Origin of the sequence: Vibrio japonicus (genome assembly GCF_024582835.1) — a bacterium.
Lineage (GTDB): Bacteria > Pseudomonadota > Gammaproteobacteria > Enterobacterales > Vibrionaceae > Vibrio > Vibrio japonicus.
Genome location: NZ_CP102096.1, coordinates 694961 through 717005, shown reverse-complemented (window position 1 = coordinate 717005; position 22045 = coordinate 694961). Strand labels below are relative to the sequence as shown.

Sequence of the window (22045 nt, the reverse complement as noted above, 5' to 3'; positions counted from 1 at the left end):
AATGCGAATTTTCGCTGACCGATTAATGGAGCAGCTTAGCAAGCAGCTCCATCCAACTTATCTCATTTTTGGCAACGAGCCCCTACTGATACAAGAGTCTCGTCAAACGATTCAAAAGTCTGCCTTTGCTCAAGGGTTTGAAGAGCGCCATCGTTTTTCTATCGACTCCTCTTTTGACTGGAACATCGTCTTTGATTGTTGCCAGGCTATGAGTTTGTTTTCAGCAAGGCAATTGATAGAACTTGAGCTCCCAGAATCAGGTGTAAATGCGGCGATTGCCAAAGAGTTGCTCGCAGTTTCCGAGCTGTTGCATAACGACATCATTCTCGTCGTCATCGGCAGTAAACTCACCAAAGCCCAAGAAAACGCGAAATGGTTTAAAACGCTGAACAATAACGGCTGCTGGGTGAACTGCTTGACACCCGACATCCAAAGGCTTCCACAGTTTGTGCAAACTCGATGCCGTGCATTGAACCTAAAACCAGATCCAGAAGCAGTGCAACTTTTGGCTCAATGGCATGAGGGTAACTTGTTTGCGTTAACACAAAGCCTGGAAAAGCTTGCTCTAATCTACCCGGATGGAGAGCTGAACTTAATTCGCTTAGAAGAGTCTTTAAGTCGACATAATCACTTTACAGCTTTTCATTGGGTCGATGCGCTTCTCGCCGGAAAAGCCAACCGCGCTCAACGCATCATCAGACAGCTTGAAGCAGAAGGTGTGGAAGTGGTTATCTTAGCGAGAACCATTCAAAAAGAGCTATCTCAACTGCTTTCTATGTCGCAAATGCTAAAGGCAATGCCGATGGGGAAAGTCTTTGATGCTTATAAAGTGTGGCAATCCAAACGACCGCTTTATTCTTCTGCGCTCAACCGACTTTCTGTTACGCGTGTCAGTCAACTTCTGCAAATGCTAGCGAAGATTGAGCTGCTAGCGAAGACTCAATATGACCAATCCAGCTGGCCATTATTGCATCAGTTAAGTATTGAGATGTGCCAACCGCACGTGAAGCTGTAAAAAGCGTGATATACTTCGCCGCCCTAATTTGAACCCAATGACATAACGAGGACACCACCTTGCAACTTGAAAAGCTCAATGATTTTTTAGTAGATAAGGTCGACGACATGAAAGCCCAAAACATCAAAACCATCGATGTTCAGGGAAAATCTAGCATTACCGACTACATGATCATCTGCACTGGCACGTCAAAACGTCATGTTTCCTCAATCGCAGATCACGTAGCCAAAGAGTCTAAGTTAGCGGGCATTACACCATTAGGTATTGATGGTGAAGCTCAAGGCGAATGGGTTGTTCTTGATATGGGCACAACCATTGTCCACATCATGCAAGAAGAACAACGAGAGCTTTACCAACTTGAAAAGCTTTGGGGCTAACGTATGAAAATACAATTGATTGCCGTTGGTACAAAAATGCCAAAGTGGGTTGAGGAAGGCTTTCAGGAGTATCGCCGCCGCTTTCCACACGACATGCCGCTAGAACTTGTTGAAATTTCAGCCGGAAAACGCGGAAAAAATGCCGATATTGCAAGAATTCTGCAAAAAGAAGGCGAAGCCATGTTGGCGGCCGTGCCAAAAGGTAATCGAATTGTTACCCTAGATATCCCGGGTAAAAAGTGGGATACCCCACAATTAGCCGAACAGCTAGAAAGTTGGAAGCTCGACGGTCGAGACGTATCCATTTTAATTGGTGGGCCTGAAGGCCTTGCTCCTGCATGTAAAGCTGCGGCAGACCAAAGCTGGTCTCTGTCGGCATTAACGTTACCGCATCCATTGGTTCGTATTGTCATGGCCGAAAGCTTATACCGTGCGTGGAGCATTACTGCAAATCACCCTTATCACCGAGAATAATCATCCATGTTAAGGAAGCGTTCCCGTATTCGGGACTATCAAGAAGAAGCCCGACTATTTCAGAATCGTGCTATTGTCGCTTTCATTGGCATCGTAGCCATGATGGGAATCTTGGTTACGAACCTCTACAACATCCAGGTCAATCAGTATCAGGACTACAAAACTCGCTCCAATGATAACCGTATTAAGGTCGTACCCCTTGCGCCAAACCGTGGCTTAATTTACGACCGAAACGGAGTATTACTCGCTGAAAACCGCCCGGTATTCAGCCTAGAGATAACGCCTGAGAAAATAGACAACATGGACGAGACTATCGCTCGTCTACAAAAAGTGCTGCCCATTACCCCAGAGCATATTGAACGGTTTAATAAAGAGCGTAAGCATACCCGACGTTTTAAGTCTGTACCGCTATTAAACCAGCTAACTCAAGAGCAAGTAGCGAAGTTTTCGGTTAATCAACATAAGTTCCCCGGTGTATCGGTCAACGCCTCTTTAAAACGACATTACCCTTATAGCGAAGTGCTCACTCACGTTATCGGTTATGTGTCTCGCATCAATGACCGTGACGTAGAACGTTTAATTAGAGAAGAAAAATACCCCAATTATCAAGCCACTCGAGATATCGGAAAATTGGGTATAGAGCGTTACTATGAAGATATGCTCCACGGCACTGCAGGTTATCAAGAAGTCGAGGTCAACAGCCATGGCCGAGTCATACGAACACTGAAATATGTTCCACCCATTCCGGGAAAAGACATCGTTCTAAATCTCGATATCAATTTACAACTCTACGTCCATCAACTATTGGACGACAGACGCGGTAGTGTGGTTGTGCTTGATCCGGAAGACAATGGTGTCCTCGCCATGGTATCCAGCCCTAGCTACGATCCAAACCCGTTTGTCCATGGTATTTCTGGCAAAGCGTACAGTTCATTGCTTAATGATAAGAACCGCCCTCTGGTTAACAGAGCAACGTTAGGTATTTATCCACCCGCATCAACCATTAAGCCATTTATAGCGGTTGCCGCTTTACAAGAAGGCGTGATCACCCCTAACACCACTCGAAACGACCCGGGCTTTTGGAGGATTCCAAACTCGAAAACCAAACCGTTTCGCGACTGGCGACGTTGGGGACATGGGAAGGTCGACATTGTTAAGTCAATTGAAGAGTCTGTCGATACCTTCTTCTATCAAATCGCTTACGATATGGGCATTGATAGAATTTCCCGCTGGATGATGATGTTTGGCTTTGGCGATTACACCGGCATTGATATTCACGAAGAAAGTCAGGCCAACATGCCAACGCGCGATTGGAAAATGGGCAGACACCGTACACCTTGGTATCAGGGCGATACGATTCCAGTCGGCATCGGGCAAGGTTATTGGACTGCCACACCAATGCAAATCGCAAAAGCGACGTCCGTATTAGTCCACCGTGGCGAAGTCATGGCACCGCACTTACTGCGCTCGACGATTGAAAACGGCCAGAAGTTTGATAGTCAGAAACTGACAAATGTGGAAACGTACCCACCCATTACTGGTGTTCCGGATCGTTACTGGGATCTTGCTGTAGAGGGCATGCGCCTAGTCAACCACGGAAAAAAAGGCACCGCGAGACGCGCTTTTGTCAACATGGAGTATATGAGCGCTGGTAAATCAGGTACTGCTCAGGTGTTTGGCCTAGGTGAAAATGAAGAATATAACGCTGACGAAATTGCAGAACATCTACGCGACCATGCGTTATTTACTGGTTTTGCACCTATCGATCACCCCAAACTTATTGTCACTATGGTTTTAGAAAACGCGGGGGGTGGTTCATCACAAGGCGGGCCTGTAGTACGAAATATTTTCGATCATGTAATACTAGATAAGAAAGAGGTTGAAAACTAATGGATTTAAATCCAGCAACTGGGGAAAACCGTGCCCTTTTTGAACGCTTTCACCTCGATCTGCCACTGTTACTCGGTATTTTGGTGCTGATGGGCTTCGGGCTAGTCGTGATGTATAGCGCCAGTGGACAGAACCTAGAAATGATGGATCGCCAAGCGATACGAATGGGATTGTCACTTGGAATCATGTTGTTGCTCGCTCAAGTGTCACCAAGGACGTATGAATCCCTTGCACCGCTTCTGTTTTTTGTCGGTGTATTGCTGCTTCTTGGCGTACTTTTCTTTGGCGAATCGTCTAAAGGTGCACAGCGATGGTTGAACCTTGGTTTTGTCCGTTTTCAGCCGTCGGAACTATTAAAACTTGCAGTCCCCCTCATGGTTGCTCGATACATAGGTAAGCGTTCACTACCACCGTCATTTCAGACTCTTGTCATGTCTTTGGTGATGGTGTTTGTGCCTACGATTCTTATCGCTAAGCAACCAGACTTAGGCACCTCCATTCTGATTGCAGCTTCAGGTATTTTTGTTATTTTCCTGTCCGGTATCAGTTGGAAAATCATTTTCGGTGCCGCATGTGCTTTGGGCGCATTCTTACCGATACTCTGGTTCTTCTTAATGCGCGAGTACCAAAAAGTTCGCGTACGTACCTTGTTCAACCCCGAATCCGATCCCCTGGGTGCTGGCTATCACATCATCCAGAGTAAAATCGCGATTGGTTCTGGGGGAATATCTGGCAAAGGCTGGTTGCAAGGAACACAATCTCAGTTGGAGTTTCTGCCAGAGCGCCATACTGACTTTATCTTTGCAGTTATCGCCGAAGAATGGGGCACAATCGGTATTCTAGGTCTTTTGTGTTTATACCTGTTTATTATCGGTCGCGGTTTATATCTCGCCAGCAAAGCACAAACGGCATTTGGACGTATGATGGCAGGTAGTATCGTACTTAGCTTCTTTGTATACGTTTTCGTGAATATCGGTATGGTAAGTGGCATTCTCCCTGTCGTAGGCGTTCCATTACCTTTAATCAGCTATGGCGGCACTTCGATGGTGACTCTAATGGCTGGCTTTGGCATCCTGATGTCTATCCACACTCACAGAAAAGCATTTTCCAAGGCAATTTAATGATGAAAAACAAACACTTTTTAGCGATTGCTTGTACAGGCATATTACTGGCGGGCTGCTCATCTTCGCCTTCGAAACGCTATTCTATTGATGATGATGTCGCGCCAGAAAGCCCGATTTCCGTCGATCATATTGAGAATGCACACCCTCAGTACGAACCCTATAGCCTAGGTGGAAATAAAAACTACAACCTGCGCGGAGAAAATTACAATATCGTAAAAGAACCTAAAGGCTTTACCCAAGAAGGGGGAGCTTCATGGTATGGCAAAAAGTTTCATGGGCACCTGACTTCTAACGGTGAGGTGTATGACATGTACTCCATGTCTGCTGCACACAAAACGCTTCCACTTCCAAGCTACGTCGAAGTCACCAACCTTAGCAATGGGAAAAAAGTGATTGTAAGAGTCAATGACCGTGGTCCGTTTCACAAAGGTCGAATTATTGATTTAAGCTATGCAGCGGCAGCCAAGCTCGATATGCTTCGTACGGGCACTGCAAAGGTATCGATCAAAGTAATCAGCATCGATCAACCTACCGATCCACGTAAGCAGAAAGCGCTGCCAAAGTATGTTGTTCAAGTCGCGTCATCAAAACATGAAGAAAGATCGAGAACTTTAGCAAAAGACTTGGGTCAAAAAATCAAAGTTGAGAGCTATGTCGACTCAAAGGGCAACCTACACCGAATTTTTCTAGGCCCATTTACTGACTATATGCTTACTCAAAAAGCTCTGGAACACGTCAAGTCACTCGGCTATTCGAGTGCCTTTGTTAAATCATTATAGTTATAGAATTACTCATCCAAGCCATTGAACTGAAAGTGGCTTAGAAAGTTGATTCTGTTAAGATATGGACAGTTAGAAATAAACTTGAATTCAATATGAAAAAAACAACGCTCATTAATTCCGTTATTGCGTCTTCTATTGCACTTTCCGCAACATTCGCATCACCGACTTTCGCAACACCTATTGTTGTGCCAGATGCACCAACTATTGCAGCTAAGGGCTATGTCCTGATGGATTACCATTCAGGAAAAGTTCTTGCTGAGAAAGAAATGAACACTCAACTTTCTCCTGCAAGCTTAACCAAAATGATGACCAGCTATGTCATTGGTCAAGAACTCGCGCGTGGCAATATCTCTGAGGAGGATGACGTCACCATCAGCAAGAATGCATGGGCGAAAAACTTCCCAGATTCTTCAAAAATGTTCATCGAAGTCGGCACAACGGTAAAAGTGAAAGATCTAAACCGTGGCATCATCGTCCAATCCGGTAACGATGCATGTGTTGCGATGGCTGAGCATATTGCTGGCTCTGAAGATGCTTTCGTTGACCTGATGAATGCTTGGGCTGACACCATCGGCATGAAAAACACGAATTTTGCGAACGTTCATGGCCTAGATAACCCAAATCTGTATTCGACGCCTTACGATATGGCACTTCTGGGTAGCGCACTTATCCGTGACGTTCCAGACGAGTACCGTATCTACGCTGAGAAGAAATACTCTTACAATGGTATAACTCAATATAACCGCAACGGCCTGCTATGGGACAAGAGCATGAACGTTGACGGCATCAAAACTGGTCACACGAATAACGCAGGTTACAGCTTGGTCAGCTCTGCGACTGAAGGCAAGATGCGCCTCGTTGCGGTCGTGATGGGAACGCAAAACCAGAACGCTCGTAAATCTGAAAGCAAAAAACTTCTTAGCTATGGTTTCCGTTTCTTTGAAACAGTTGCACCACACAAGGCAGGTGAAACATTCGTAGAAGAAAAAGTCTGGATGGGCGACAAAGACACGGTAGCACTGGGTCTTGACCAAGATACGTATGTAACACTTCCTCGTGGCCAAGCACAGAACCTAAAAGCAAGCTTTGTACTTGAAAAAGAGCTCAAAGCCCCAATTATGAAAGGTGATGTCGTTGGTAAACTATACTATCAACTTGAAGACTCAGATGTAGCAGAATACCCACTTCTTGCTCTTGAAGACGTAGAACAAGGTAGCCTGTTCAGCCGTCTGTGGGATTACATTGTCATGCTTGTTAAAAGCTTTTTGTAACCCAGACGACTATCGTATCTACCCTTGGTAATTGATTAAGATTCATCCAATCAAGCTAATCATATACTTACCTAGGATTTCGTTAAAAGCCGCTGACTGCGGCTTTTTTGCTTCCTAACCGATAGGTTTGGATAACTTGAGATTTAACGTTATTAGCAGTACTATTTCGCGCTGCTAAACCGACTTTCCAACTTGGAGTTTCCTATGCTGACTATTAACTCAGATGCAAAACTGAAAGACCTGCTAGAGTTTCCATGTTCTTTTACTTTCAAAGTAATGGGCCATGCAAAACCAGAGCTACCAGAAAAGGTACTTGAAGTTATTCAACGCCATGCTCCAGGTGATTACAGCCCAGCGATTAAACCAAGCGCAAAGGGCAATTACCACTCGGTATCAATCAACATCACCGCAACGTCTATTGTACAAGTTGAAACATTGTATAAAGAACTGGGTGATATCGACATTGTTCGCATGGTTCTATAATATTATTTGATTAATTCAATTTATTTTGAAAGCAGCTAGGGCTGCTTTCTTTTTAAATATCAACCAGATAATAAACCTTCAGTTTTGCTGGGGTTAAAAATGTGTTACTGGTATATAGTTGAAAAACTCGAACCAGTTTATAATCCCAAAACTTTATTAACTGACGGTAGGATCAGGAATGCAAAACCAGCTTGTTGTGAGATATCTAGGAAGACAAGATTACGAGCCAATTTGGCAAGCAATGCATGATTTCACAGATAACCGTACTGAGGACACCCTAGATGAGGTTTGGCTTGTCGAGCACAACCCGGTATTCACTCAGGGACAAGCAGGTAAAGCAGAGCACCTCCTGAATACGGGAGATATTCCCGTGGTACAAAGTGACCGTGGCGGCCAAGTGACTTATCATGGCCCGGGCCAGTTGGTTGCTTATTTCCTGATCAATTTACGTCGTAAGAAGTTGGGTGTCCGAGACCTCGTTACTCATATCGAGAATCTCGTTATCAACACACTAAAGAATTTCAATATAGAGTCAGCAGCACGACCAGATGCGCCTGGCGTTTATGTTGATGGTAAAAAGATCTGCTCTTTAGGACTTAGAATCCGTAAAGGCTGCTCTTTCCATGGTTTGGCTTTAAACGTAAATATGGATTTAACCCCATTTCTACGCATCAATCCATGTGGCTATGCAGGAATGGAAATGGTTCAGGTAAGCCAACTAGGTGGACCAACAGATCTTGAACAAGTGGAAAAGACTCTCGTCGACGAACTTGTTACTTTGCTTGGTTACGAGCAAGTGGAATTCAACACAGAAGCGCCCCTACGCGACACACAGTAAGAGAAGTAAAGAGAAGCATGAGTAAACCAATCCAAATGGAAAAAGGCGTTAAATACCGCGACGCCGATAAGATGGCATTGATTCCTGTAAAGAACATGCCAACTGAGCAAAAAGAAATCCTGCGCAAACCAGAATGGATGAAGATCAAGCTGCCTGCTGACAGCCAACGCATTCAAGACATTAAGTCTGCAATGCGTAAAAACAATCTTCACTCAGTGTGTGAGGAAGCATCTTGCCCTAACTTGGCAGAATGTTTTAACCACGGCACAGCTACCTTTATGATCCTTGGTGCTATCTGTACACGTCGTTGCCCTTTCTGTGATGTAGCCCACGGCCGCCCGCTTCCTCCAGAAGCAGAAGAGCCGCAGAAGCTTGCAAAAACCATTGCAGATATGAAACTGAAATATGTGGTTATTACTTCTGTAGACCGTGATGACCTGCGTGACGGTGGTGCTCAGCACTTTGCTGACTGTAACCGCGAAATTCGAGCGCTTAACCCGAACATCAAGATTGAAACCCTAGTTCCTGATTTCCGCGGTCGTATGGACGTAGCTCTGGATCTAATGAAAGACAATCCGCCAGATGTCTTCAACCACAACCTTGAAACAGCACCTCGCCTGTACCGTAAAGCACGCCCTGGTGCAAACTATAAGTGGTCACTTGAGCTACTAAGAAAGTTCAAAGAACAGCACCCAAATGTCCCAACTAAATCGGGTCTGATGATGGGTCTTGGTGAAACGAAAGAAGAGATCGTCGAAGTACTCAAAGATCTTCGTGCACACGGCGTAACTATGCTGACACTGGGTCAATATCTAGCGCCAAGCCGTCACCACTTGCCGGTTGAACGTTACGTTCCACCATCAGAGTTTGACGAGCTAAAAGAAATTGCACTTGAACTTGGCTTTACGCACGCTGCCTGTGGTCCATTTGTTCGCTCTTCATACCACGCAGATCTTCAAGCACAAGGCGTTGAAATTAGTTAATTTCATTATGCAACCAAAGTAATACCTGTAAGGCTGACTGATAACGTCAGCCTTTTTCATTTCCATTCTTGAATGAGAACGGACTCTTCTATAGGCTTAGTCCTATCACTAAAAAATAATTGGGAAAACAATGAAAAGACTAGGGATTATTACTATCGCACTGAGTGCACTCGCAGCTGGTTGCTCTTCAAACACGCAGCAAGACAATTTCCGCGAAGCCTCTTTTGAGCTGTGTAACACCGAAGTGAACTTGTACTCTGTCAGCGATGACGGTCGCGTACGTATCTCTTGTGCTGACGGCGCTAAGTTTGCTCTAGACAGCGAAGATACACTAGAGACGATGCGAGATATCAACATCGACTACTGTGATGGTGAAGGTCTAGGTAAATTCAGTGAAAGCCGTAAATACTACTCGTTTAAGTGTAAATCAGGCACGTTACTGAGCATTACAAAGTAACCTCAGTTAAGTAGATTTAAAAAGGGTCGATGTTATTGCATCGACCCTTTTGTTTATCGGTATTACTCTGGCAATAAAAAAGCGCCTTAACCACTGTATACAGTAACTAAAGGCGCTTTTTCAAATCAGTCAGATTATGCGTAAACTGGTAGGCGCTTACAGATAGCCAGAACTTTCTGTTTTGTCGCTTCGATAACTTCTTCGTTACCGATGTTATCCAGTACGTCACACATCCAGTTTGCCAGCTCTTTTGCGTCTTCTTCTGTGAAACCGCGGCGAGTGATTGCTGGAGTACCTACACGGATACCAGAAGTAACAAACGGGCTACGAGGGTCGTTTGGTACTGAGTTCTTGTTTACAGTGATGTTCGCTGCACCTAGTGCCGCATCAGCATCTTTACCTGTGATGTCTTTGTCGATGAGATCAACAAGGAACAAGTGGTTTTCTGTACTGTTAGACACGATTTTGTAACCACGCTCTTGGAACTGAGCAACCATCGCTTTCGCATTCTTAACAACACGACCTTGATAAGCTTTGAACTCAGGCTCCATCGCTTCTTTGAACGCTACTGCTTTACCAGCGATAACGTGCATTAGAGGACCACCTTGACCGCCAGGGAAAACTGCTGAGTTCAGTTTCTTGTACATGTCTTCGCCAGCGTTAGACAGGATAAGACCACCACGTGGACCTGCTAGCGTTTTGTGCGTCGTTGTTGTTACAACGTGTGCGTGCGGGACTGGCGTTGGGTATTCACCTGCCGCGATAAGACCAGCAACGTGCGCCATATCGACGAATAGGTACGCGTCAACTTTGTCTGCGATTTCACGCATGCGTTTCCAATCAACGATTTGAGAGTACGCAGAGAAACCACCGATGATCATCTTAGGTTTGTGCTCAAACGCTAGCGCTTCCATTTCGTCGTAGTTGATTTGTCCTGCTTCATCGATACCGTAAGGGATAACGTTGTAGTGCTTACCAGAGAAGTTTACAGGAGACCCGTGAGTCAGGTGACCACCGTGCGCTAGGCTCATACCTAGAACTGTGTCGCCTGGGTTAAGAAGAGCCATATAAACAGCGCTGTTTGCTTGAGAGCCAGAGTGTGGCTGAACGTTCGCATACTCGCAGCCAAACAGTTTACATGCACGCTCAATCGCTAGGGATTCCACTTTATCTACGTACTCACAACCACCGTAGTAGCGCTTGCCAGGGTAACCTTCAGCGTATTTGTTTGTTAGCTGAGAACCTTGAGCTTCCATTACACGTGGGCTTGTGTAGTTTTCAGAAGCGATTAGTTCGATGTGTTCTTCCTGGCGAAGAGTTTCTTCTTGGATAGCTGCGAATAGATCCGCATCGTAATCCGCGATGTTCATATCACGCTTTAGCATCTGTATCTCCTGACTCAGATTAAGACTTAAAGTTGCAAAAAATCCACTTATGATTCTGACGCAAACGTTTGCATCAACCTAATGGCGCGCATTCTACATAATTTGATCTTGGTCATAAAGAGAAAATTCTAACTTTTCTCATGCAGATTTTTCATAATGATTTTCAAGAGGCGTCATAATTGGCATATCTCAAACATCATCCAGTTGAGATGTGTCAATTTTATCCTTTACACCCCGTAAAACGACAATTACATAGGTTTACCTTAAATTTAGCTCTCAAGCTACCGAAATCCTTATTTTTTCAATAGTATTCGCGCCATTATTTACTCTAAAAGTTTCAATTTGATGGAAAAACACTCACACAAGGAAGATTGGATTGCAATTCTAACTGGGACCTTCTTAGTCGCTCAGGGCGTGTACTTCCTCCAATCAGCCAACTTACTGACGGGCGGTACAACAGGACTTGCTCTGTTAGCCAGTCAATTTGTGTCCGCTTCATTCGGTACGCTCTATTTTTTGGCCAATTGCCCATTTTACTTGTTAGCCTGGAAACGTTTTGGAGCGCGCTTTGCTTTTAATAGTGCGATTTCCGGCGCATTAGTCTCCATCTTTGCCGATCACCTTTACTTGGTGATTACATTAGAAACGGTCAACGAAGTCTACTGCGCGGTTGCTGGCGGATTGTTAATGGGGCTCGGTATGCTCATTTTGTTCCGACACCGTTCGAGTTTGGGTGGCTTCAATGTGCTGTGTTTATTCATTCAGGACAAATTCGGCATCTCTGTTGGAAAGTCCCAATTGATTATTGATGTTTGTATCCTCGTTGCGTCTTTCTTCTTCGTTTCACCTCAAGTGATAGGTTTGTCTATTCTAGGTGCCATTCTTTTAAATGTCGTACTGGCAATGAATCATAAACCCACTCGTTATACCGTGACCTACGGATAACAATAAGACACTGTCAAAGCAAAAGAGTCCGCTTTTCATAGCGGGCTCTTTGCTATTAATGTGATGTTCTGGTTTTTACATCATGGCTCAGTTCTTTATTTAGCTCTGTTTCCACATGGCCAGGTGACTGAGTATTGATGGAAATCAGGCGATACATCGCGGGAATAACAAACAAGGTTACCAAGCTGGCAAACCCCATACCGAAGAAAATCACCGTACCGACAGCCACTCGGCTTTCATAGCCTGCTCCGGTTGAAATGATCAGAGGAATGGCTCCGGCTAATGTCGTAAATGCCGTCATCATGATCGGACGTAAACGTCGGGCCGATGCAGCAACAATAGCCTTCTCAAACTCAAAACCTCGGTCACGCAACTGGTTGGCAAACTCTACGATTAAAATGCCATTTTTGGTCACCATACCGATCAGCATGATCATCCCTATCTGGCTATAAACGTTGAGCCCTTGATTCATTAAGAACAGTCCTAAGAATCCACCAAACACGCCCATTGGCACAGTGAACATCACCACCAGCGGGTTGATAAAACTCTCAAACTGAGCAGCAAGAACAAGATAAGCCACCAGTAACGCGAGTGCAAACACCACCAACACGCTCGATTGGTTCTCTTTGAAGTCTTTCGATTCACCTGAGTAGCTGATTGAAATGTCCCCTGGCAGAAGCTCTATCGCTTTTTGATCGAGGAAGTCCAACGCATCACCCAACGTATACCCTTCCACCAAATTCGCCGTGATGGTGATGGACTTTTGCTTATTGTAGTGCGCTAATCGAATCGACGACGCCACCTCTTCAATTTTGGTAACTGTGTCCAGTGTGACTAGCTCCCCAGAGGACGTACGTAGATAAATTTGGCTAAGATCTGACGCATTATTAAAGCTGTTCTCATCCCCTCTTAAATACACATCGTATTCTTCACCACGCTCAACAAATGTCGTTTCGCTTTTACCACCGAGCATCACTTCCAGCGTATCGGAAATATCTGAGATACTGATACCCAATTCTGCCGCGCGTTGTCTATCCACCGTCACCACCAATTCAGGTGTTTTTTCTGAATAGTTAATATCTACGCCTTCCATAAATGGGGATTCTTCGGCCAAGTTCTCCAACTCTTCTGCCCATTTTTTGAGTTCAGGGTAATCTGAGCCACCTAGCACGAACTGCACGGGCTCACTTGAACCACCACGGAACCCCGGCATAAAAGGAAAAACTCGTACATCCGGAATATCAGCAAGGGCTCTTCTGACCTCTCCCAACCCTTGCTGAGCTGTCACTTCACGTTCGTTCCAGTCTTCAAGGATCATAATGACAAAGCCCGTTTGGTCACCCGCATTCCCGCCAAACGCTGGCGATTGAATGCTGAATGATTTAAGAAAGCCCTGACCAAGTAATGGCAACAAGCGCTCTTCCACCAAATCCATATTGGCAGACATTCGGTTATAACTGGTGGCATCAGCGCCACGCACGAACGCTAACAGTACGCCACGGTCTTCCGATGGCGTTAACTGTGAAGGTACTTGTTGCATCAATCCCCAGCTTCCACCAATACACGTGAGAATGATCAACGGCGCGGCCCATTTCCACTGTAGAGATCTTGCCAGTACTTTCCGATAACCACTTTCCAAGCGCTTAAACATCCCCTCAATAAATTGGCTAAAACGGTTCTGCTTTACGTTCGCTTTGAGTAATTTGCTTCCAAGTACTGGCGTTAAGGTTAATGCAATAATCGACGAGAAAATCACCGACATGGCGAGCAACACGGAGAATTCCGTAAACAACAAGCCGACCATACCATCCATAAATGAGATCGGCAGGAACACCATGACCAATACCAACGTGGTCGCAACCACTGCGAAGCCGACTTCGCGAGTCCCCTTATAGGCCGCCAACAAAGGACTCTCGCCTTGCTCAATGTGGTGGAAGATGTTTTCTACCACCACTATCGCATCATCCACTACCAAACCGATAGAAAGGATGAGTGCCATCAAAGTGATAAGGTTGATGGAAAATCCAAAATAGTACGCGGCCATAAACGAGGAAATTAAAGACACTGGCACGGTGACGGCTGGAATCAACGTTGCACGAGACTGACCGATAAAGATGTACAGCACCAGAATGACTAAGCCACCCGTAATAAACAGGGTGTTGTACACTTCGGAAATAGAACGATCGATAAATACCGTTGAGTCATAGTCAATCGCAAGTCGAGTTCCCTGCGGTAAGAATTTTTGAATTTTATCGACTTCAAGGTGAACCAGCTCCGCAACATCTAAAGGATTCGCGTCCGATTGTGGAACAATACCCATACTGACATTAACCACACCATCACTTTTAAACGTAGAGCTTTCATTCTCTGCGCCAAGATACACATCTGCGACATCTTTTAGGTATATTGGCGTATTGTCGCTGGCACGTTTCACCACTAAGTACTGAAAATCTTCAACTTGGTTGTAGCTACGAGCCGTTCGAACCGACATCACTATCTGATCGTTACGCACCTCTCCGCCCGGGCTTTCTAAGTTTTCACTTCGCAGTGCCGAGCTGATATCTGAAGTAATCACACCACGACCAGCCATTTGTTCAGGCTTTAACTTAACGTACATCACTTTGTACAAGCCGCCTGAGATATCGACTGAACTCACTCCGGAAATGAGACTAAACCTGTCCATCAAAACTCTTTCTACATAATCAGTGAGCTGAGTTCGATCCATTTCCGAGGAGCTTAAATTAATATAGAGAGAGGCCTCCCCCGATCCATTGTTCTTGAAAACAATTGGATCATCCGCTTCATCCGGTAATGATCGCTGCGCTCGGGCAACAGCATCACGTACGTCGCTTACCCCGGCATTTAGGTCATAGCCCAATTCAAAAGTAATGGTGATACGAGAACTACTATTACGGGTAACGGAGGAAATTTCATCAATGCCACTAATACCCGAGAGTTGGTCTTCCAAAATAGAGGTTATCTGGCTTTCGATAATCGTTGCAGACGCTCCTTCGTAGCGGGTGCTGATTGAGACCACTGGGCTCTCGATATCTGGCATCTCTCGAACAGCCAGCTTAGTAAACGAGACAATGCCAAAAACACACAACAACAAACTAAGTACGACCGCCGCAACTGGCCGCTTTACCGACACATCCGACAACAACATTAGTTACTGCCCTCTTTTTTTACATCTGCCGCCTTACCGTCTTTGTCGACCTCCTTGATTGAAGCACCATCACGCATATTCACAATGCCTTGCACGACTATCTTCTCGCCTATCTCTAGGCCTTTTTCTATCACTACAAAATTATCTACGCGAGCACCTAATACCACTTCCGAGCGCGTTGCCTTGCTGTCGTCGCCCACAACGTATACATATCGTTTAGTGCCAGAGTATTCGAGCGCCTGAACAGGAATAATAGGCGCTTCGATTGCAGGGAATTCCATATTTGCTGATACCAACATACCGGGCTTGAGCTTGCGCTCATCATTATTAAAGTGAATACGCACGCGCAGGTTTAATGTTTCTTCATTAATACGGGAATCAATCCCTACAATCTCTCCTTCGAAAACCTGATCTCCCCACGCCGATGTTTTTGCTTGCACTTTCATTCCGGTAGAAACCTGTGGGAGATAGCGCTCAGGCACGCGAAGGTCGAGTCGCATTACAGATAGATTATCGAGGGTGAACAAGTCTGAGCCTACACTCACCATTTTTCCTAAGCTGAAATCAATAAAACCAACCGTGGCAGAAAACGGCGCTGAAATATGCAGGTCCTTAAGTTCCGCATTCGCCGCATTTAAGCGTGCTTGAGCGATTTCGACACTCGCTTTCTGTGCATCGATCTCAGTTTGAGTAATCGCATTTCGTGTTGCGAGTCGAGAGAATTCCTTGAGCTTTCGCTGTTCATCTTTCAGGTATGCTTTTGCCTCTGAAACTGACGCTTGAGCTTTATCATCATTAAGTTGAATGAGTAACTGCCCTTTTTTCACCTCTTGATTGGCTTTAACGGCAATTTTGTCGACTTTACCCGCAACTTCAGGCGAAATCATGACAGATTGCTCGGCTTTTAATTTCCCAACCAGTGATAGCGATTGAGAAATTTGGTGCATTTTGACTTGCTCTACGACGACGGCAATCGCCGGTGGTCCTTTTCTGTCTGCCCCCACCACTGGCGTAGCCGTGATGAGAGAAAGAGAAAAAAGACCCAGAATGATTTTAATTTTCATCGTTTTTTTAATTCTGTCTTAAAAATTGTGTCTATTGTACGCTGTTAAATGAATAAATAACGTCAATGAATGTAAATAGAGAGAAATAAAGTGTAAGTTTAGCTGTTGTTTTAATACGCTTTATGGCTAATTACTGTCGCCTTTGGCCAAAAAGCCAGCATTCAATTCAAAATCACAAGAAAAATCTTTACAGCCTAAATGAGTTTGCTATGATTCGCCCCGCACTTGAGAGATGCGTTGGGAAAACATCACTTAAGCTATTCCTTCACTGAGAATAGAAAACACCCTGGAGGGGTTCCCGAGTGGCCAAAGGGAGCAGACTGTAAATCTGCCGGCTCCGCCTTCGATGGTTCGAATCCGTCCCCCTCCACCATATTTCTTCTTGTGATGCTCTTTAGGTGAATAACCTCTGGATACATTGTGAGAAACACTTGGAAAACGTGTTGGGAAAAACGTCTTTTAAGTATAAAAAACACCCTGGAGGGGTTCCCGAGTGGCCAAAGGGAGCAGACTGTAAATCTGCCGGCACTGCCTTCGATGGTTCGAATCCGTCCCCCTCCACCATATTTCTTCTTGTGATGCTCTTCAGGTAAATAACCTCTGGATACATTGTGAGAAACACTTGGAAAACGTGTTGGGAAAAGCGTCTTTTAAGTATAAAAACACCCTGGAGGGGTTCCCGAGTGGCCAAAGGGAGCAGACTGTAAATCTGCCGGCACTGCCTTCGATGGTTCGAATCCGTCCCCCTCCACCATATTTCTTCTTGTGATGCTCTTTAGGTGAATAACCTCTGAATACATTATGAGAAACACTTGAAAAACGTGTTGGGAAAACGTCTTTTAAGTATAAAAAATACCCTGGAGGGGTTCCCGAGTGGCCAAAGGGAGCAGACTGTAAATCTGCCGGCACTGCCTTCGATGGTTCGAATCCGTCCCCCTCCACCATATAAAGAAAGCCAGCTCATCGAGCTGGCTTTTTTCGCTTGAGTCAAAACATAATTTCAGACTCAGAAAAGCCTAGAAGCAAACTTAGAGGTTACTGTACTAATACGAACCCGTTTTACAGTTTTTGTAAATGGATTGTCCGAGTTCCAGACGTGCTTCAACACCTTTCGTATACAAAGTTATCGCTTTCTTTTCTGCGGATTTATCGTCCAAGATGTAACGCGCCCCTGAGCCCGATGGGATTTGAACTAACGAGTAAGATTGATCCGCCAAGCGTAAAGTCGCGGATTCTTTACTTGGAAAATACGCCACTTTGAACTGCTCACCAGATTCACAGCGATAATTCAAAAATTCAGTTTTGTCCTGAGTTCCAGCACACCCTGTACCTAAGACAACGAATACCGCAATGGTGAGAAAGTTCAGATGCATTGATTACTCCTGAAATAAAAAAGGCCGCGACCTCTAGCCATTATTTCGCTAAATATGATGGGACATCGGCAATACTGTCTAGCACAACAGACGCCAAGGACTCACCTTTTTCTGTGACTGGTTTACCTGTGCGTACCAAAATTTTAGTTCCGACACCTGCCGCTTCTGCCGCCATCAGATCTTCAGCCTTGTCGCCGACCATGACTGATTTTTCCATATCAATTTTTAAAAAGTCACGCGCAGAAATAAACATCCCTGGTTTTGGCTTACGGCACTCACAATCTTCTTTATATTTACCCTGGCCATGTTCAGCATGGTGAGGGCAATAGTAAAAGCCATCAAACTCAACACCGTTGTCAACGAAATTCCAATCCATCCACTGAGTCAAAGATAAAAAACGATCTTCACTAAACATACCACGTGCGATACCCGACTGATTCGTCACTAATACAAGTAAATAACCCATATCTTTCAGTTTCTTCGTCGCTTCGAATACGCCATCAATATATTCAAAGTCATGCTCATCATGCACGTAGCCGTGATCCACGTTAATTACGCCATCACGATCTAAAAAGACTGCTGGTTTAGCCAAAATATGCTTCTCTATCTGCTGTTTATATAGAGAATTATTGCACGCTTTATTTCTTTCATCACTATCTAATTACTATTCCGTTCAGTAAAAAGATACGTTTAGACGTCTAGACGTAAAAATACCTATTGACACATTTACAACAAAACCATAGCATCATCTACTCAATGAGATGTAGTTCGAAATAATCAACTGCTCCAAAGTCTTATAGCGGGTTTATCGATGATTGAAATTAATCAAGTCAACAAGGTCTTCTATCAGGGTACGAAGGAAATTAACGCCCTGAAAGATATTAACCTCCATATTGCTCAAGGAACGATTTTTGGCGTTATTGGTTCTTCTGGGGCAGGAAAAAGTACACTGATTCGATGTGTAAACATGCTTGAGGCACCAACCTCCGGCTCTATCATCGTTGATGGTGTAGACCTAACTAAGCTTTCTAAAACGGAACTTGGTAAAACTCGACGCAATATCGGTATGATTTTCCAGCATTTTAACCTGCTGTCATCTCGCACTGTATTCGATAACGTTGCACTTCCACTGGAGCTAGCTGGCACTGCCACGGCTGAAATAAAATCCAAAGTATCAGAACTACTTAACCTTGTGGGCTTATCTGACAAACATGAAAGCTACCCTGCAAACCTGAGTGGTGGGCAAAAACAGCGTGTCGCGATTGCTCGTGCGCTGGCATCTGATCCTAAAGTATTGCTGTGTGACGAGGCGACAAGTGCACTTGACCCCGCAACGACTCAATCCATCCTTGAACTACTAAAAGAGATCAACCGCAAGCTAAACATCACGATTTTGCTGATCACACACGAAATGGATGTAGTGAAAAGCATATGCCATGAAGTGGCGATTATTGGCGGTGGTGAACTGGTAGAAAAAGGGACCGTTGGCGATATCTTTGCACACCCAAAAACAGAACTTGCGCATGAATTTATTCGCTCAACGTTGGACCTTTCGATTCCTGAAGATTACGAAGTGCGTTTGCAAAAAACGCGCGTCGAGGGTAGCTATCCACTCGTTCGACTTGAGTTCACAGGCGCAACCGTTGATGCACCGCTAATGAGCCAGATTACCCGTAAATTCGATATCGATGTCAGTATCTTAAGTTCTGACCTTGATTACGCCGGCGGCGTGAAGTTCGGCATGATGGTCGCAGAACTATTTGGTAATGAAGATGATGATAACGCGGCTATTCAATTCCTGCGTGACCACAACGTAAAAGTAGAGGTGCTAGGTTATGTCCTTTAATACAGTTTCAGAATGGTTAAGCCTAAACGGAAACCTACTTCTTGGGGCGACTTGGGAAACACTCTATATGGTGGCTGTGGCTGGAATCGTGGGTTTCGCCGTGGGTATTCCACTCGGTGTTATCCTACATACCACCAAAAAAGGTGGCCTTTTGGAGAATACTAAGCTCAACCGTACATTAGGCGCGATTGTCAACATTGGCCGTTCAGTTCCATTCCTAGTACTGATGGTCGCTATTATTCCGGTGACAAAACTTTTAGTGGGCACTTTTATCGGTACTACAGCAGCCATCGTCCCACTGACAATTGGTGCAATTCCATTCGTTGCTCGCCTTATTGAAGGTGCACTACTGGAAGTACCCTCTGGTCTTGTGGAAGCCGCTCAATCCATGGGGGCAACACCTATACAAATCATTTCTAAGGTTCTGCTTCCTGAAGCGATGCCTACCATTGTTAACTCTGTGACGATTACCCTTGTCACATTAGTCAGCTACTCTGCAATGGCTGGAACAGTTGGTGGCGGCGGCCTTGGTGATGTGGCTATTCGCTACGGATTCCACCGATATGATGTTGGCATCATGGCAGTAACAGTCGTTATGCTCATCGTATTGGTACAGATCATTCAATCTATTGGTGACGCCGTGGTTCGCCGCGTTGATCACAGATAAAGAATTCAATTTATTACAAGGAGAAAGTTATGAAATACGGTTTAAAAGGTTTACTAACCATCGCGGCTGCTGCGTCTGCACTGATTCTTTCAGGTTGTGGTGAGAAAGAAGTCGACAACAGCAAAATCAAAGTTGGCGTCATGGCTGGTGCTGAAGCACAGGTGGCAGAAGTAGCAGCGAAAGTTGCAAAAGAAAAATACGGCCTAGATGTTGAGCTAGTGACGTTTACTGATTATGTAACACCAAACGCAGCACTAGACGATGGCTCTATCGATATCAACGCGTTCCAACATAAGCCATACCTAGATCAGCAAGTTATTGACCGTGGTTACAAACTCACTATCGCTGGCAACACGTTTGTTTATCCTATCGCTGGCTACTCTAAGCAAGTGAAGTCAGTAGACGAAATTAAAGAAGGCGACCGTATTGCTGTACCAAACGATCCAACTAACCTAGGCCGCTCTCTGCTTCTTCTAGAGCAACAGGGTCTACTAAAACTGCGTGAAGGTGTAGGTCTACTGGCTACCGTACGTGACATCGTTGAAAACCCGAAAAACATCACAATTGTTGAACTAGAAGCAGCGCAGTTACCACGCTCTCTGGACGATGTAGCGCTATCTATCATCAATACCACTTACGCAAGCTCTATTGACCTAACTCCGCAGAAAGACGGTGTATTCGTTGAAGATAAAGAGTCTCCATATGTAAACATAATCGTTGCACGTGAAAACAACGTAAACGCAGAAAACGTACAGAACTTCGTTAAATCTTACCAGACTGAAGAAGTATACACTGCGGCATCGGACATCTTTAAAGGTGGCGTAGTTAAAGGTTGGTAATAGAGCTTAAAGCTGATACCCAAAAAAAAGGCTGAACACAAGTTCAGCCTTTTTTGTATCACAATTGCTTGTTATCAGCAGTAGCCGTAGCTCATTAGACGCTGGTAACGACGCTCTAGCAACGCATCATTATCAAACTGCTCTAGTTCTTCTAGCTGCTTTAGAAGCGTCTCTTTCATGTTCTCAGCCATTTTAGCGTGGTCACGATGTGCGCCACCTAGAGGCTCTTCGATGATTTGGTCGATAAGCTCAAGCTCTTTCAAACGAGGTGCAGTCAGGCCCATTGCGTCTGCCGCTTGTGGCGCTTTATCTGAATCGCGCCATAGGATAGAAGCACAACCTTCTGGTGAAATAACCGAATACGTTGAGTATTGAAGCATGTTCACGTAATCACCAACACCAATTGCAAGTGCACCACCAGAACCACCTTCACCAACCACGTTACAGATGACAGGTACTTTAAGACCAGACATCACTTTTAGGTTTTTAGCGATCGCTTCAGACTGACCACGCTCTTCTGCACCAACACCTGGGTATGCACCTGCTGTATCAATGAAAGTAATGATTGGCATATTAAAACGCTCTGCCATTTCCATTAGGCGAAGTGCTTTGCGGTAACCTTCTGGTTTTGGCATACCAAAGTTGCGCTTCACTTTCTCTTTGGTTTCACGACCTTTTTGATGACCAATGATCATAACTGGGCGGCCGTTCAAGCGAGCCATACCACCAACGATAGCTTTGTCGTCTGCGTATGCACGATCACCAGCAAGTTCTTCAAATTCAGTAAATACGTGCTCGATGTAGTCTAGCGTGTAAGGACGCAGAGGGTGACGAGCTAGCTGAGCCGTTTCCCACGCACCAAGATCGCTGAAGGTCTTTTTCTTAAGCTCTAAGCTTTTCTTCTCTAGCTGTTCGATCTCTTTATCCAGATCTATGCCAGAATCACCACCATGACGAGAGACATCACGAAGTGCTTCAATCTTAGCTTCTAGTTCTGCGATAGGCTTTTCAAATTCTAAAAAGTTCAGGCTCATCTATAGATCCTTTTTGATTCGGTATTGTGACC

The 22045-nt window shown here is 44.9% G+C and carries 21 protein-coding genes and 4 tRNA genes; 19 read left to right on the top strand and 6 right to left on the bottom strand.

The window, feature by feature from the left end:
- The first annotated feature begins 1 nt into the window (after position 1).
- The 11 genes from holA (at position 2) to NP165_RS03365 (ending at position 9694) form a co-directional block, all read left to right on the top strand.
- On the top strand, positions 2–1015 hold the full coding sequence (gene holA, locus NP165_RS03415) for a DNA polymerase III subunit delta (RefSeq protein ID WP_257084937.1): 1014 nt from the start codon (positions 2–4) through the stop codon (positions 1013–1015).
- 59 nt (positions 1016–1074) lie between these two features.
- Positions 1075–1392, top strand: coding sequence for a ribosome silencing factor (rsfS, locus tag NP165_RS03410; RefSeq protein WP_257084936.1), 318 nt, complete (start codon positions 1075–1077; stop codon positions 1390–1392).
- A 3-nt stretch (positions 1393–1395) separates the two neighbouring features.
- Positions 1396–1866 carry a 23S rRNA (pseudouridine(1915)-N(3))-methyltransferase RlmH gene (gene rlmH, locus NP165_RS03405; protein ID WP_257084935.1) on the top strand — a complete coding sequence of 157 codons (471 nt, stop codon included), beginning with the start codon at positions 1396–1398 and terminating at the stop codon, positions 1864–1866.
- Positions 1867–1872: 6 nt separating this feature from the next.
- Positions 1873–3756, top strand: a complete 1884-nt coding sequence (gene mrdA, locus NP165_RS03400; protein WP_257084934.1) for a penicillin-binding protein 2 — start codon at positions 1873–1875, stop codon at positions 3754–3756.
- Complete coding sequence (rodA, locus tag NP165_RS03395) at positions 3756–4877, top strand: rod shape-determining protein RodA (protein ID WP_257084933.1); 1122 nt, start codon at positions 3756–3758, stop codon at positions 4875–4877. The genes mrdA and rodA overlap by 1 nt, the downstream gene beginning before the upstream one ends.
- Positions 4877–5659, top strand: coding sequence for a septal ring lytic transglycosylase RlpA family protein (locus NP165_RS03390; RefSeq protein WP_371133677.1), 783 nt, complete (start codon positions 4877–4879; stop codon positions 5657–5659). Before rodA ends, NP165_RS03390 begins: the two co-directional genes overlap by 1 nt.
- Before the next feature lie 95 nt (positions 5660–5754).
- Positions 5755–6933, top strand: coding sequence for a serine hydrolase (locus tag NP165_RS03385; protein ID WP_257084932.1), 1179 nt, complete (start codon positions 5755–5757; stop codon positions 6931–6933).
- A gap of 204 nt (positions 6934–7137) precedes the next feature.
- Positions 7138–7416 carry a DUF493 family protein YbeD gene (gene ybeD, locus NP165_RS03380; protein WP_257084931.1) on the top strand — a complete coding sequence of 93 codons (279 nt, stop codon included), beginning with the start codon at positions 7138–7140 and terminating at the stop codon, positions 7414–7416.
- Positions 7417–7594: 178 nt separating this feature from the next.
- On the top strand, positions 7595–8254 hold the full coding sequence (gene lipB, locus NP165_RS03375; protein ID WP_257084930.1) for a lipoyl(octanoyl) transferase LipB: 660 nt from the start codon (positions 7595–7597) through the stop codon (positions 8252–8254).
- Positions 8255–8271: 17 nt separating this feature from the next.
- Positions 8272–9237: a lipoyl synthase gene (gene lipA / locus NP165_RS03370; protein WP_257084929.1), complete on the top strand. Its 966-nt coding sequence runs from the start codon at positions 8272–8274 to the stop codon at positions 9235–9237.
- Positions 9238–9367: 130 nt separating this feature from the next.
- The gene (locus NP165_RS03365) at positions 9368–9694 is read left to right on the top strand and encodes a hypothetical protein (protein WP_257084928.1); all 327 of its coding nucleotides are present in this window, start codon (positions 9368–9370) and stop codon (positions 9692–9694) included.
- 134 nt (positions 9695–9828) lie between these two features.
- Here NP165_RS03365 and glyA read toward each other — a convergent pair whose 3' ends face one another.
- Positions 9829–11079: a serine hydroxymethyltransferase gene (gene glyA, locus NP165_RS03360; RefSeq protein WP_257084927.1), complete on the bottom strand. Its 1251-nt coding sequence runs from the start codon at positions 11077–11079 to the stop codon at positions 9829–9831.
- A 345-nt stretch (positions 11080–11424) separates the two neighbouring features.
- Here glyA and NP165_RS03355 point away from each other — a divergent pair, with 345 nt between their 5' ends.
- The gene (locus NP165_RS03355; protein WP_257084926.1) at positions 11425–12024 is read left to right on the top strand and encodes a YitT family protein; all 600 of its coding nucleotides are present in this window, start codon (positions 11425–11427) and stop codon (positions 12022–12024) included.
- A gap of 55 nt (positions 12025–12079) precedes the next feature.
- Here the strand turns inward: NP165_RS03355 and vexH are convergent, their stop codons facing one another.
- Both vexH and NP165_RS03345 read right to left on the bottom strand, forming a co-directional pair.
- Complete coding sequence (gene vexH / locus NP165_RS03350; protein WP_257084925.1) at positions 12080–15190, bottom strand: vibriobactin export RND transporter permease subunit VexH; 3111 nt, start codon at positions 15188–15190, stop codon at positions 12080–12082.
- Positions 15190–16254 (bottom strand): efflux RND transporter periplasmic adaptor subunit, encoded by a 1065-nt coding sequence (locus tag NP165_RS03345; RefSeq protein ID WP_257084924.1) that lies wholly within the window; start codon positions 16252–16254, stop codon positions 15190–15192. Before NP165_RS03345 ends, vexH begins: the two co-directional genes overlap by 1 nt.
- Positions 16255–16542: 288 nt before the next feature.
- On the opposite strand from NP165_RS03345, the gene NP165_RS03340 reads away from it, so the two are divergent.
- From NP165_RS03340 to NP165_RS03325, 4 genes are all read left to right on the top strand, one after another.
- Positions 16543–16627: transfer RNA gene (locus NP165_RS03340), tRNA-Tyr, on the top strand.
- Positions 16628–16733: 106 nt separating this feature from the next.
- Positions 16734–16818 (top strand) — tRNA-Tyr (locus tag NP165_RS03335).
- A gap of 105 nt (positions 16819–16923) precedes the next feature.
- Positions 16924–17008 (top strand) — tRNA-Tyr (locus NP165_RS03330).
- 105 nt (positions 17009–17113) lie between these two features.
- A tRNA-Tyr gene (locus tag NP165_RS03325) sits at positions 17114–17198 on the top strand.
- A 99-nt stretch (positions 17199–17297) separates the two neighbouring features.
- On the opposite strand, the gene NP165_RS03320 is transcribed toward NP165_RS03325, so the two are convergent.
- Together NP165_RS03320 and gmhB are read right to left on the bottom strand one after the other, a co-directional pair.
- Positions 17298–17627: an MliC family protein gene (locus tag NP165_RS03320; protein WP_257084923.1), complete on the bottom strand. Its 330-nt coding sequence runs from the start codon at positions 17625–17627 to the stop codon at positions 17298–17300.
- Positions 17628–17667: 40 nt separating this feature from the next.
- Positions 17668–18219 (bottom strand): D-glycero-beta-D-manno-heptose 1,7-bisphosphate 7-phosphatase, encoded by a 552-nt coding sequence (gene gmhB / locus NP165_RS03315; RefSeq protein ID WP_257084921.1) that lies wholly within the window; start codon positions 18217–18219, stop codon positions 17668–17670.
- A gap of 219 nt (positions 18220–18438) precedes the next feature.
- On the opposite strand from gmhB, the gene metN reads away from it, so the two are divergent.
- Genes metN through NP165_RS03300 form a run of 3 tightly spaced genes read left to right on the top strand, consistent with a single transcriptional unit; the run spans position 18439 to position 20979 of the window.
- Positions 18439–19473, top strand: coding sequence for a methionine ABC transporter ATP-binding protein MetN (gene metN, locus NP165_RS03310; protein ID WP_257084920.1), 1035 nt, complete (start codon positions 18439–18441; stop codon positions 19471–19473).
- Positions 19463–20140, top strand: coding sequence for a methionine ABC transporter permease (locus tag NP165_RS03305; RefSeq protein ID WP_257084919.1), 678 nt, complete (start codon positions 19463–19465; stop codon positions 20138–20140). Before metN ends, NP165_RS03305 begins: the two co-directional genes overlap by 11 nt.
- A gap of 29 nt (positions 20141–20169) precedes the next feature.
- Positions 20170–20979, top strand: coding sequence for a MetQ/NlpA family lipoprotein (locus NP165_RS03300; RefSeq protein WP_257084918.1), 810 nt, complete (start codon positions 20170–20172; stop codon positions 20977–20979).
- Positions 20980–21053: 74 nt separating this feature from the next.
- Here NP165_RS03300 and accA read toward each other — a convergent pair whose 3' ends face one another.
- Entirely contained in the window at positions 21054–22013 is a 960-nt protein-coding gene (gene accA, locus NP165_RS03295) for an acetyl-CoA carboxylase carboxyl transferase subunit alpha (protein ID WP_257084917.1), read from the bottom strand.
- Positions 22014–22045: the final 32 nt, after the last annotated feature.